The sequence below is a fragment of the Spirochaetota bacterium genome, assembly GCA_038043445.1.
In the GTDB taxonomy this organism is placed as follows: domain Bacteria; phylum Spirochaetota; class Brachyspiria; order Brachyspirales; family JACRPF01; genus JBBTBY01.
The window spans coordinates 39,911-52,782 of record JBBTBY010000021.1; the positions used below are offsets into that span (position 1 = coordinate 39,911).

12 protein-coding genes are annotated in these 12,872 nt (G+C 54.0%); 7 read left to right on the top strand and 5 right to left on the bottom strand.

The window, feature by feature from the left end; all coding sequences use genetic code 11:
* Positions 1-7: 7 nt before the first annotated feature.
* The 5 genes from AABZ39_03170 to AABZ39_03190 all read left to right on the top strand — a co-directional run bounded on the left by AABZ39_03170 (position 8) and on the right by AABZ39_03190 (position 7,269).
* Entirely contained in the window at positions 8-1,255 is a 1,248-nt protein-coding gene (locus tag AABZ39_03170; GenBank protein MEK6793751.1) for an MFS transporter, read from the top strand.
* 167 nt (positions 1,256-1,422) lie between these two features.
* On the top strand, positions 1,423-3,333 hold the full coding sequence (locus AABZ39_03175) for a CsgG/HfaB family protein (GenBank protein MEK6793752.1): 1,911 nt from the start codon (positions 1,423-1,425) through the stop codon (positions 3,331-3,333).
* A 59-nt stretch (positions 3,334-3,392) separates the two neighbouring features.
* A complete protein-coding gene (locus AABZ39_03180) occupies positions 3,393-4,028 on the top strand; it encodes an SIS domain-containing protein (GenBank protein ID MEK6793753.1) in 636 nt (211 codons plus the stop codon).
* The gene (locus tag AABZ39_03185) at positions 4,028-5,584 is read left to right on the top strand and encodes a ComEC/Rec2 family competence protein (protein ID MEK6793754.1); all 1,557 of its coding nucleotides are present in this window, start codon (positions 4,028-4,030) and stop codon (positions 5,582-5,584) included. The genes AABZ39_03180 and AABZ39_03185 overlap by 1 nt, the downstream gene beginning before the upstream one ends.
* Positions 5,585-5,886: 302 nt before the next feature.
* Entirely contained in the window at positions 5,887-7,269 is a 1,383-nt protein-coding gene (locus AABZ39_03190) for a hypothetical protein (GenBank protein MEK6793755.1), read from the top strand.
* A gap of 393 nt (positions 7,270-7,662) precedes the next feature.
* On the opposite strand, the gene AABZ39_03195 is transcribed toward AABZ39_03190, so the two are convergent.
* Positions 7,663-8,037, bottom strand: a complete 375-nt coding sequence (locus tag AABZ39_03195; protein ID MEK6793756.1) for a type II toxin-antitoxin system VapC family toxin — start codon at positions 8,035-8,037, stop codon at positions 7,663-7,665.
* Positions 8,034-8,240 (bottom strand): AbrB/MazE/SpoVT family DNA-binding domain-containing protein, encoded by a 207-nt coding sequence (locus tag AABZ39_03200; protein ID MEK6793757.1) that lies wholly within the window; start codon positions 8,238-8,240, stop codon positions 8,034-8,036. The genes AABZ39_03195 and AABZ39_03200 overlap by 4 nt, the downstream gene beginning before the upstream one ends.
* Positions 8,241-8,596: 356 nt before the next feature.
* On the opposite strand from AABZ39_03200, the gene AABZ39_03205 reads away from it, so the two are divergent.
* The gene (locus tag AABZ39_03205; protein ID MEK6793758.1) at positions 8,597-9,064 is read left to right on the top strand and encodes a hypothetical protein; all 468 of its coding nucleotides are present in this window, start codon (positions 8,597-8,599) and stop codon (positions 9,062-9,064) included.
* A gap of 23 nt (positions 9,065-9,087) precedes the next feature.
* Here AABZ39_03205 and AABZ39_03210 read toward each other — a convergent pair whose 3' ends face one another.
* Together AABZ39_03210 and AABZ39_03215 are read right to left on the bottom strand one after the other, a co-directional pair.
* Positions 9,088-10,455: a sulfatase gene (locus AABZ39_03210; protein MEK6793759.1), complete on the bottom strand. Its 1,368-nt coding sequence runs from the start codon at positions 10,453-10,455 to the stop codon at positions 9,088-9,090.
* Positions 10,456-10,463: 8 nt separating this feature from the next.
* Positions 10,464-10,895: a hypothetical protein gene (locus AABZ39_03215; protein MEK6793760.1), complete on the bottom strand. Its 432-nt coding sequence runs from the start codon at positions 10,893-10,895 to the stop codon at positions 10,464-10,466.
* Between the two features lie 132 nt (positions 10,896-11,027).
* On the opposite strand from AABZ39_03215, the gene AABZ39_03220 reads away from it, so the two are divergent.
* Positions 11,028-11,927 (top strand): AraC family transcriptional regulator, encoded by a 900-nt coding sequence (locus tag AABZ39_03220; protein MEK6793761.1) that lies wholly within the window; start codon positions 11,028-11,030, stop codon positions 11,925-11,927.
* Between the two features lie 6 nt (positions 11,928-11,933).
* On the opposite strand, the gene AABZ39_03225 is transcribed toward AABZ39_03220, so the two are convergent.
* Positions 11,934-12,758, bottom strand: a complete 825-nt coding sequence (locus AABZ39_03225) for an AraC family transcriptional regulator (GenBank protein MEK6793762.1) — start codon at positions 12,756-12,758, stop codon at positions 11,934-11,936.
* Positions 12,759-12,872: the final 114 nt, after the last annotated feature.

Below are 12,872 nucleotides of genomic sequence, written 5' to 3' on the forward strand. Positions count from 1 at the left end.
TACTCCGTTGAAAAAGCATTCGATAATCATACTGATCGCCGCCACGGCGTTCCTGAATTTCATCGGGCTTACGCTCGCATTCCCCGTGTTCACGCCGCTCTTCACGAGCACGACATCCGCCCTGGTGCCGCATGAGATGACGAAGGTCATGCGTGCGGTGCTCCTTGGTATCGCGATAGGCATCTATCCCTTCGTGCAGTTCTTCACCGCGCCGATACTGGGCATTCTTTCGGACAGGGTGGGCAGAAAACCGGTGCTGTTCTACACGGCGATAGGGAATATCGCATCGCATGTGCTCGTGGCTGTCGGAGTGACGATGAACAGCATTGTTCTCGTGCTTGCCGGGCGTGTGCTCGGCGGTCTTTTTTCCGGTGCGCTCGCGGTGACGCAGTCCGCCATGTCCGATATCTCGACACATGAGAGCCGCCCGCGCAATTACGGGCTTCTCGGCGCCATGTTCGGCGCTGCGCTCGCGCTCGGTCCCGCCATCGGCGGCGTGCTGTCCGACCATCATTACGGACCGCTCTTTACGCTCGCGACCCCGTTCTATCTTGCGGCGTTCCTGTCGCTCCTCAATGTCGTGCTTATCGGACTTCTGTTCATCGAAACGCATCGGCATGAGAACAGGCGAAGCATGGCAGTATCGTTCCTCACCGGACCGAAACAGTTCATCCATGCGTTCACGATACCATCGAGCAGAGCCCTGTTCGTCACCGCCTTCCTTCTTTTTTTCGGGTTCAACTTCTTCACCGGTTTTTTCCAGTACTATCTGATAGAGCGCTTCCATGTCACCAACACACAGTTCGGGATGCTGTTCGGCTATATCGGCATCTGGTCGATACTTACGCAGGGCGTGCTGACGCGTCCCGTGTCAAAACGCTTTTCGCCCGCGCATGTGCTTCGGGTGACGCTTCTCTCATTGTCGCTCGTGTTTCCGGTCATGCTGCTCGTCCCGAATTACTGGCTGCTCTATGCCGTCGTGTTCCTCTCGCCGATGATGGTGGGGCTCTCAGGACCGAATCTCATGACCATCATCTCAGGGCTGGCCGATGCGAGCGGGCAGGGGCGTATACTCGGCATCAATCAATCCGTGCAGGCGGCCGCGCAATTCATACCGCCGCTCGTGGGCGGATATCTCGTCGGGCTCAATTACACCATGCCGCTCTGGGTGGCCTTCGCGGCGATATTCATCGCGTGGGTGGTGTTCCTGTTCTTCTCGGGAATGCACAGGGTGCCGGGTACGCATAAGAGATGAAGAGCCGCATAGAAACGCGATAGGTGTCGGATATTCGTAACGCTATTGGTATTCAGCGATGGGGCGCTTGACAGTATGCGGGTTGGGATTATACTGTCCTCATTGTCGGGAGTTGATGCAATGAGAATCCATATTTCATTGCAGGGGCGTACTCAACCGGAGGGCTTATGAGAAAGACACATATCGTATTGCTCACGCTTGTCTGTATTACTATTGCACTTGTCCCGCAGGAAAAGATCATCTATCTCGACAACGGGGAAGTCCTCAAGGGACAGGTGAAGGAGACTGATACCGCGATCAGGATCAAAAGCGACCGGTATGGTGTGGTCGAAATACAGAAGAAATATGTGAAAAAAATACTCGATGTCGACGCGAACGCCTTACTCGCGTCCGAACGCGACCTTACCGCCACCGGCATGGCCGCGGGGTCGTCTCGTGAGAACAAGATATCGGTGAACGATTTCAACGTCACGTCGAGCAACCCCGACTTGAAACCGCTCGGCAAAGGCTTTTCCGAACTTATCTCCTATGAGGTGAAAAAATCACCGAAGGTGCGCCTCGTTGAGCGCGAGAAGCGTAATGAGCTTTTCAAGGAGATGGAAGTATCAATGACCGGTGCCGTCGATGAGAAAGATCAGGTGAAAGCGGGAAAGATACTTGCTTGCGATTACATCGTCTTCGGAGAAATAGTCGATATGGCGGGTTCTCTCATGCTAAGCCTCCGTATGACGAAGGTGGAAAGCGGCGAGGTGGTGTGGCGCAAGCAACTCACCGAGCCGGGAAAAAATTATCCGTATATCAGCGCATTCTTCGCGAAGGACATTCTCTCTGTGCTCAATCTCGGCGTGGATAAATCGATCGACGAGACGCTCGCGGCGAAGAAAGGAATGGATCAAAAGGCCGTAGTAATGCTCTCGAAGGGTATCGACGCGTATGACAACAAGGACATGGCGAAGGCGCGTACTGAACTCGCCGAGGCGAAGAAGATCGATCCTGAAAACCAAGTAGTGAAGGCGTTCATCAATAAACTCTCCGGTAATATGTCGAAGTTCAAAACCATTCCTGAGCGCTACGGCATCTATGCTAATCCCGCATACCTAGGTGTTGCAAGGACGGATCGATTGTATGCATCCGCGGCAAGCTTCAATCCACAGAATTTCGATACAAGCAAGGGCAGCACCAGCGCCAGTTTCAACTGGGTGAATTCCGCGCAGGGAATTCGCGAAGCCGGGATCGTCGGGATTATCGGATATTTCCTGCCTGTGGTAAAAGGTTTTGGAATAGCGGCGGAATATATGGCGGGCGATCAAAACAATGACATTGTCTCAAACAATCTCTCCTCGTTCGGCCGTACCGGCGAGCCGTTTCAAGGAGGTTCTTTGCGCCTTGGAATTGCCGTGAATGAGAACATCGGGATCGGGATATCCGGCGGCATTGCGAATACGCGTTTCGCTATGGCTGGCGATGACGCGGCGGTAAGCAATTTTGTTCGGGATAACACGGGTGTCTTCTTTGAGAATCACGCGTGGAGATTATATGCATTGTCGTGGAATATCGGCATCGGATTTCTTATCAAGAACAGCGATGAAACGGTCGTATTCGATACGGTGATAAATTATGACAGCACGCCGAGTATTTATTACAGCCAGGAGGCGACAAATTATTTCAAAAATCAAGTGCCGATTTTCAATGAGAACACGCTCACGCTCGCATTCAATGGGAGATGGACAAGCCTCGTCTTTAAGGAAATAAACGAGATCTATTATTCACAGGGCGGATTCGTTCTGAAATTCATCCCTGCGGCGGAGCAATGGCTTTTTGATACGGGTTTTTTCGCACTCTCCCTTCGCGCCGGCTGTGAAGCGGTTTTTGCAAAGATGGGCGCGAACCCCCAATTCGGCATCGGTGCGATCGCCGGTATAACGCCTCGTTTTAAATTTTTCGACCGTACCACGCTCGATCTTGACGTCAATTACACCTATCGCTGGCGTCCGTCGCGTATAATGCCGCAGAACCTTCTGCCGGAACATGTCGTGTATCTCATGCTGTCGTTGAGCGGATTGTTTGTCGACCGCTGACACGCCGGTAGCGCGCCTGCGCTATACACAATTACGAAATCGTGCTATAATTCCGTCCCATGAAGAACACGAACGCAATCGCGGACGGGCTTTTTGCTTCGCATCCCGTGCTGGTACCGATACGCCCTGAATTCGACAAGGCGTTCGATATCCTGTGCACGACCTACCGCACGGGTAAGAAAGTGCTTCTCTGCGGCAACGGCGGGAGCTTTTCCGACAGCGCGCATTTCGCCGGAGAGCTCATGAAATCCTTCGTCAAGAAACGCCCGCTCCCGGATGCGCTCTCGAAGAAACTTTCCGCCGGAGGCGAGCTCTCCAAACGCATGGCAGAAAAACTGGAGATGCCGCTTCGCGCGATACCGCTCTTCGGGAACGACACGCTCACGACAGCGTACATGAACGACGTCGATGCGGAACTTATCTTCGCGCAGATGCTCCTCGGCCTGGGCGATCCGGGCGATACCCTCGTCGGTCTCAGCACATCCGGGAATGCGAAGAACGTCATCGCCGCGATGGAGCTTGCCCGCGCCATGGATATCCGTGTCATCGGCATAACCGGGCGCGACGGCGGCGCCTTCAAAGCGCTCTCCGATGCATGCATCATCGCCCCCGAATCCGAGACGTTCCGTATCCAGGAATTCCATCTGCCGATATATCACACCCTTGCGCTCATGATCGAGGAAGAATTCTTTTAATGCTGAGATCCCCGTATCCCGTAACGCTTCCTGTCATCGTGTCGCTTTCATTCCTTCCCGGCGTCGTCCTTTCGCTCATTCTAGCATCGCCGTTCGTTCTTATCCCGTCACTCATGCTCGCGGTCCTCGCAGCGATCTCTGCCGTTCTCGTCAGGCACCCGATCGCGCGCATTGCGCTTATCGGCGCTGCGTTCTTCGCGTCCGGTGCCGGATATACAACGGCGCGATATTACGATGAATTTCGCTCGCCCGTGGTATCGCATGCGAAAAACACCGATGGTTTCGAGGCGGTGATAATGCAGTATGAGGGATTGAACGTGCTGCGCCATTCGCATCTGGCGAGGGTAACGCGCGTGTTCGCGACGAATGCATCCATCGATGCGTTCGGAACGATACGCCTCTACAGCAATGCCGAAGAGCCGTTCATCGCGGGCGATAGAATCCTTGTCAGGCGGCCGATACTGCTCTATCGGGACCTGCTTGCGGACAGCGATCGCATGATACTGGACATACTCGAGAAGCGGCGCATCTACGGCGTAAGCTCCATCTATCGCCGGTCGGATTATCTCCATCTGGAACATGCATCCCCGATAGCCGCGTTCGCACAGCGTGCCGCGTTCGGTGCGCGGTCGTTCATCAAGCGTTCGCTCGGTACGTATACGAGCGGGGCGACGTATGCGATAACGCAGTGCTTCATCCTGGGCGATAAGTCGCCGATAAGCAAAGATATCATGACCGATTTTCAGCGCTCGGGCACGATGCATATCCTTTCCGTTTCGGGGCTGCATTTCAGCATGGTCATCGCGATAATCGTTCTCCTTGCAGGCTTCATCCCGATGAACAGCTTCGCCCGCATAACGCTCGCCGTCGTCGTCACCGTTCTCGTCTATTCGCCCATGACGCTCTATGTGCCGCCGGTCATGCGTTCCGCGGTGATGGCGCTCCTCCTCGTGCCGGTCATGCTCTTCGACCGTACGCGCAATCTCCCCAACGTACTATTCCTCACGCTCTTCGTACTTCTTGTCATTTCGCCCAAGGATATCGGCGACATCAGCTTTCTCCTTTCATTCGTGGCGACATGTTCGCTCGTGCTCATCATCCCGCCGCTCGATGCCATACTCCGCGAACGCTTGCGCGTCATGCGCCATCCTGCCCTTCGATACGTGTCCGGCGCCGTTCTCACATCCGTTGCCGCGGTGATCTTTACCGCGCCCTTCACCATGCACTTTTTCGGCACCGTCAATTTCACTTCCATCATTTCCAATATGATAGCGGTGCCGTTGTCGTTCATCATGCTCTCGCTCTCATTTCTCGTCGTTGCGACAGCGGCCATCCCCGTCATCCCGGTGTGGTATGCTGCGGCGCTCACCGCGGTCACGAAACTGTTCATCGCCGTCAATACGTTCTTTGCCGGCGTTCCCCTGCGCATCGACGGTATATCGCTGCCGTTCGCCGCGGCTGCGGTACTATCCCTTCTCTTTGTTGCGATCGGCATTCTGCTCTCGATATGGCTTCATCGAATAGCCGAGAATTGTGCGGATGCGGAGATTGTTTGATCTTCATTAAACAGAGCATCAAGCACCTTCCATTTTGCCGTTGTACTGGTATAATATCTTCTGATAGCAAAAACACACTCACCCCATCCCCCGGCCCCCTCCCCTCTCTCACAGGGAAGTGAGAGAGGGGAAGGGGAGGAGAACTCTGAGCGATGCTGCATAGGTCGCCGGGGAATACGGGTGGGGATGAATAAACAGAAGGCGGAACACATGGCTGGATTTGGCAGCTCGACTTTAACAAGGTCGGTGCTGAGCGGTGAAATGGAAAGCGTTCTTCGATACATAGTATAAAGGACTGACGTATGCGTTCTCTTATAGTTTTCCTCCTATTCACCGCCGTGTCGGCATATCCGTTCTCAGGGCGCGTCCGGTCCGCCGAGGGCGTGGTAATGATGCAGCGCGAGGGCGGCCACTGGGCCGAGCTGTCGATCGATGATGCGGTCGTGTCCGGAGACAGCATCCGTACCAGCGACGGTATATGCACCGTTTCATCCCCTGATGGTCAGATCATCGTTGGTTCCAACACTGTCGTTTCCATCGAGAAAAAGGGCGATAGGCTCAACGTGCTTGCCGGCATGGTGCTCGCCAACACCCGCATGCAATGGTCGGCGATAATGCCCGCCGCCGAGGTGCGCTTCAAGAACGCGCGTATCATGATGCGTGTGCAGTTCGGTGTATCGCGTGTCGCCGCCGATGATACGAGCGCTGGTCAGATAGAAGTGAGCGCGCCGGGAAAGAACAATGAAGCGATGCTTCTCAAGCCGGGGATGACGGTGTACGGCAAGGCCGACGGGAGCATTTCCGCCGAGGTAGCGGTGACAGCGGAATATAATGCCTTGTTCCGGTATGCGCGTGAACGTGAGAGCGTCCGCGCCATAGTTACAAAGACGAACGAGGTCATACGTGTTGTAAAGGGTGCGACCGGAATATCGCTCGATGAACCGGAGGAAAGCGAGATAATATCCGGCCACGCCGTGAATTGCCGCGGATACACGATACCCGGCACAACGGTCGAGATAAACGGTTTCCTTCTCTCGGTGGCATCCAACGGCGCCTTCGGTCCGGCAAGCATCTATCTCCCGCGCGACGGGAAGAACCAGCTCTCAGTCTCGATAACAGGCACGCAGGGGAGGACGAATTTCGTCCGAACGATATACGCTGAGCATTTCCCGCCGACTATCCGCGATATACATTTCTCCGGTCTGCGCGATGGAGCAGCGCTCACACCTGAGCTCAGAGTGCAGGTGAAAGCCGCCGGTACCGAGCGGGTTCATGCGAACGGGTTCCCGCTCCGGCGTACCGGCGATACTTCGTTCGAGGGCTCCATAGTATCGTTCAAGAGCGGCGCACTGCCGCTCGTCGTTGAGGCGATAAGCCCCGGCGGTGCTGCATCGCGTTCCGAACGCACGGTCATATTCGATATCGATACGCCCTTCCTCATCGTCCGCGAACCGATACGGCTGCCCCTTCTCGCCGGCGTCGCATCGCGCTCGGCGCGCATTACCGTGCGCATCAACGATACCGTCGTCGTCGACAGGAAGGCCGCGGGCGGTTCATTCTCGTTCGATCTGAGCAAGGCCCTCGCCCCCTATCGCGGGCATAATGTGAAGATATCGGTGTCCTGCGAGGATGTGTACGGACGCGCGGGGACATCGTATGCGGTGACACGGTATTTCGATCTCTAGCGTTTGGGATCACGAAGATGCAGAATATATCCGTAAATGATAAAGTCTGCGATGCACGGGAATCAAAGCGATGTCAGTGATGCGCTGTAAACACCGGAAAGCGCAGTGGATCAATGAATAGATCGAACAGCGTATGCTATGAGCAACATTATTTGGTCGCCCGTTTTCAAGAGGCCTCTTCTCAACGAAAATAGTGTTTATGCAGACCGCTGAGTACAATTTCGGCCACTATTGCCCATTCCTTCTCCGCGCCTTCGTGTGACATTCTCTTTTCATCGATCTAGTTCTCATCATTATACATATGAAAACAAACCTCTCGCCAAGCCGCAAAACCCGCCAAGAATAATGACCGCTCTGTGTGCTCCGCGTACTTTGCGAGACAATTCTTCTTCTTTATTTCTTTTCGATGATAATAACGCTTTCAAGTTTTCTGAAATCATTATCTTGAGTATATATTTTTGCGTTATATTTTTTTGCTGTTGCGTATATTATACTGTCTGCAAGAGGTATTTTTAGCATAAGAGATGTTTTTCCTGCGTTTATCGCTATATCTTCGGTCAGATCAGCTACGTGTCCTTGTTTCATTGCCGCGATAGCCTTCAATGCATGAACTTCATCTTTCTCTGCTGTTACTTTCTTGAATACCTCTGCGATACATATTGTTGGAACTACAAGTTTTTGATGATCTGAAATGATACTTTCATATTGTTCTGCATATTTTGTGTCCGCAAAATATTCCAGCCAGCCGCACGAATCAACTATATTCATATGCGATCGCCTTCTCTTTCGATATTCGTATCGATCCCTTTGAGGAATCCGCGCATTTTTTTTATGCTTTTTACCGGGATATACTCGATACGGTCTTCGTATTGGATCACCTCGAACTTTTCGCCAGGATTGATATCCAATGATTCACGTATATCTTTTGGGATAACGATTTGAAATTTGGGGGAGACTGTGACTGTTGACATACCATTATCCTATCGATGCTTATATTGTAATACTATAATACTATCGATATCATCTGTCAAGTATATTATTCTTTGATTAATTTGGTTGGCCAACAGGTGATAAAATAAGGATATACGGCTCTATCGACTTGTCCTCGAGTCAATTATCCTGGTCGCGCCGTCTTTGCGGCCCATATGACCAACAACCCTCGAAATTTGCATAAATTCGCTGTTTTGCCCTGAGTCTGTAACCGTCAACTCGTATAATTACATAGAGGGTATAAAAAAGCCCTCCCCTGTATCCGTCCAGGAGAATAATTATATAGGGGGAGAGACTGTTTTTTTGTCCCCCAATAGAGAGCCCGAAGGAGCCAGATATGGCAAAAGTTCGATTCAATGCACTCGTTGACGGTATGACCGGCCGTATGGGAGGCCTTATATTCCAGCGATGGAAGTCCATTCACTATGTGCGGACCTACACCCCGCCCCGCGATGCGCGGTCACAGGAACAGCTTCATTTAAGGGGGCGTTTCCGTACGCTTGTCCATGCATGGCGTTCGCTCGATACCGCCGCTAGGACCGCTTGGAATAACGCCGCCTGGGGCTTGAACATGTCCGGATACAACCTGTTCATCAGCACCAATTTGAAGCGTTCACAGAACGCTCTTCCGACGGGTAATTCCGAATCTACTGCTGTTCAGCTGCCGCAAAAGAGCCGTTGCAATGCCGGATCAGGTAGGTTCCGAAGCCGCATTGAAGCCGTATCACCTTCGTTCCCAAGCCGCTTCCGCGTCTGTTCTTCCAATTCTCCAGCTTCACCCCGTTCGGTACCGAAGGTCGAATAACGTATCGTACGTTCTTTCATCGTTCAAAGCGTTGCGCGTTTGAAATAAACCTGACTTGCATTCCACGCATCACGATAGCCTTCCTCGATGACGAAGTCCTGCCACGGGCGGAAGCGGAGGCCGTGTTTTTCGGAAATACGTTCGAGCATGGCCGCCATCGAACGCATCGTGTCAGTTGCGTTCGTATTCGATACCAGATTCCTCATCTGATACGGATCGGCGATATCATCGAAAAGCATGGTCGGGCCTTTGGTCTCGCGGACATAGGTGTGCGTGCGTGTTTTTATGCCTACCCATGCGTCCGCACCGCGGTCCTCAGCCTGATGACACGGCACAAGATCGCATATGATGGCCCCGTCAGTGCCGGGCGCATGCTCATCGGTAAAGAGCGCCGATAGATCATCCCCGTCTACGTGCGATGCGAACGAAAGATGCATAAGCCCCAGAAGCGATACCGGCAGATCGGTAAGGCTTATTATCTCGTCGGTAACACCCGTATACGTATGCCCCGGCCAGGAAACGATGAGCGGCACGTTCACACTTTCTGCATACGGCAGCTGCTTATTGGTGAAGCCGTGGCTCCCGTGCATATCGCCGTGATCGCTCGTGTACACGACGATGGTGTTCTCGTACTGCCCGGTGCGCTTGAGCGTTTCGATGAGCCGCCCGAACTGATCGTCGATAAGCGATATGAGCGCATAATAGCCGCGGAGGCGTTCTGCGATCTCATCGCGCGTGAATGTTTTCTTCGGTGAGTGGAGCGCCGTCTGCCCGACATTCGGACGGAGCGTTATGCCGGCGCTGCGGTACATCGAAAGATATTCCTCAGGCGCATCGAAATACGGGTCATGCGGAGGCTCCCAGGAAAGCGTGAGCGCCCACGGGTCGTCATGATTCCGCTCGATAAAATCGACGGCAAGCGATGTTTCCTCAATGCACGAATGCTTTTTCATATCATGACGGATATCGTTCTCATCGAAATAGAACCCCTTTGAATAATTGTGGTTGCAGTTGTACGCTTTCCATTCAGTGAAATCGAGACGCTCGCCGTTCGGAATGGCCTTGTCGCGCGGAATGCCGCCCAGATGCCATTTGCCGATATACCCGGTATGATACGCCGCGCGGTTAAGCACGGTTGCCGTGCTTTCGAGATCAGTGCGTATCGGAAGGTCGTTGGACAAAGCGCGGTGATGCCAGGGGTAGAGGCCGGTGAACAGGGAGCCGCGCACCGGTACACAGAGGGGGCAATTGGATATGGCATTCGTAAAGCGAACTCCGGTCCGTGCGAACGAATCGATGTGCGGTGTGGCTACTGCAGTATTGCCGTAGCAGTTCAAATCGCAGGATCGGTGCTGGTCGGAAAAAACGAATAGGAGATTCGGTTTCGGCATCGCCTACATCAGAACTGATGGGCGAACGAAACGGCAAGCCCGTCCAAAGTGGGGGCAATGCTCACCTTCGGCGGTGATACGGCATCGGGGGTGATGAGCCACCAGATGAAAAGGCCCGCTGCCGCGCCGTAGCATGAATATGCAACTATGGTGTATATATTCGCGCGCGCGCGCATACCGTCATATTCTTCCCATCGAGCGGCAAAATCGCTCGTCGCTGTCGTGTAGGCTGCGTGCGCCCGATTGAGACTCGGCCCCATGGTGGCGGCTACACCGTTGAACGATCCGCCGACAACACCGGTTATGATGCAGCTGGCAAGGAGAACGTTTTTCACGGGATTCTGTTCGGGGGCGTTCTTATCGGTTTTTTTCGTCTCAGCTGCGGGCAATACTGCGGCAATGAGGACGGTGATGAAGAATGCAGATGCAATGCGTATCATGCCATAACCCTCGTTCGATAGGAGCATTATACGATTACGGCGGGTAAATGTCAAATAATCGCAACATATTGCCGAGAGCGGCGTATGGATATATAGTGTCCACAGCAACGGCGAAACGTACCGGACGGTGCTATGAAAGAACTGCTTGAGAATGCCTTCAAGAACGAACGCCTGTTCGATATCATTCAGCGCGACAGGACCTTCTCCCTTGGGGATATCGGTGTGCGCATAGCAGTGTTCCATCAGGTTCGCATGAACCCCGGCGCCGTCAATCCCGTGCATACGCATGCCTGCCATGAATTGAGCTTTGTCCGCGAGGGTGTCATCGAATATTCCACGGCACGTGCGCAGGCGCAGTGCGGTGTGAACGACTGCTTTTTCCTTACGCCGTTCATAAAGCATAATTGGCGTACGCCAAAGGGTGCCGTGGTCGATGGGTTCATGCTCGATCTTACCATGCAGACCGGTCAAGCCCTGACAGATATAGCGTCTCAAGCCGCGGCTCGGGGGCATGTATTGCGTGTGCCTGTATCGGTGCCGAAACTATTCACGGCCATCGATGCTGAACTGAAGAATGGGGATGTGTTCATGGGAGAGCGGGTGTCGATCATGATACGCGATCTGTTATTCCTCCTGTTCCGTGCGAATTTCAGCGATGCCTTTCGGACACCCGCGAGGTCGGGGCTGCCCGCCGCAAAAACTCGCGAAGAGCAGCTTTTTTCCATGGCGCGGACGTTCATTGATGATCGTCGTCGCGAGCACATTACGCTTCGCGATGTGGCGGCGCATCTCAATGTCACGCCGCGGTACGTGAACAGGATATTCAATAAATTCATAGACGTCGCCTGCGGGCGATACATTCAGGAACAGAAGCTCTGGGACGCCTTTACCATGCTGAAAATGCGTCCTGCGATGAAGATAAAGGAAGTCGCCCATGCATGCGGCTGGCGGGATTATATGTATTTTACGCGCGCGTTCACGAAGAAATTCCTTTCGACGCCGAAGAAGGTCCGCGCGAGCGTGTTCAACTGAGAGCGGCTATCCCTCGAGCGATTGTATCTCGGTCGGCGACATGCCGAACGCTCGCTTGATCATCTTCGCGAAATACCCCGCGTCGTAGAACCCGAGGCGCTGCGCGATGGCGCGTACGGTCGAGCGCTTGTCCGAGATGAGGTCGGAGTAGGCGAGGGATAGTTTTTTTTCGAGCACATACTGCACGGGTGCAACGCCGCAGTGTTTCCGGAAGAGCCGTGTGAGATGACGCTCGGATACGCCGGCGGCCTTCGCCGTGTCGGAAATGGATATGTCGGTGCGTATAGCATCGTTGATATAGCGCACCGCATTGATGAAGGCGGGGTCGATGCTCCGTTTTTCGACGGGCGGCACGGCTCCGTAAAGCGTGCGCGAGAAACGCAAAAGCCCTGCGATCATGGTGTGGCGCGCTATCGATTCCCATTCATGCCCCTGCGATGCCGCTTCGGCTGCTATCGATCGGCAGGCGGCAAGGAGTGCGCGCTGCCCGGGGAATTCGCGGCTCTGTATCGGCCGGCGCGGATCCTGGTGCAGCATGAGGTGAAAACCGAAAAAGGAAGTGTTCCCGAGCGCGGTGCGCGTGTGCGTCTGCCCGGGTGCGATGAGGATGGCGTCCGCGGGTCCGGCATGCATCGAAGTGCCCGCTATCCGGTAGCGAAGACGCCCATCGGCGACGACGATGCACTCATGGAACGGATGCGTATGAAGCGACACCGTGCGCCCTTTCGTTTCCCGTGCGAACGCGCAGTTGAGCACGAAGATGAGCTCATTGCCGTAGGTGTAAAAAAGGGGGAAGTGCATTGACAGTGAAGTATCGTCCGCGACAGCCATGACGGGGATTATAGCATGACGGCTGAAAATTCCCATATCGGTTGGGCCCAATGTTCTGCGCAGTCGATCATCGCTTTCGGAGTGCTCCTGCTAAGCTTGTGGTATGCGTGTATG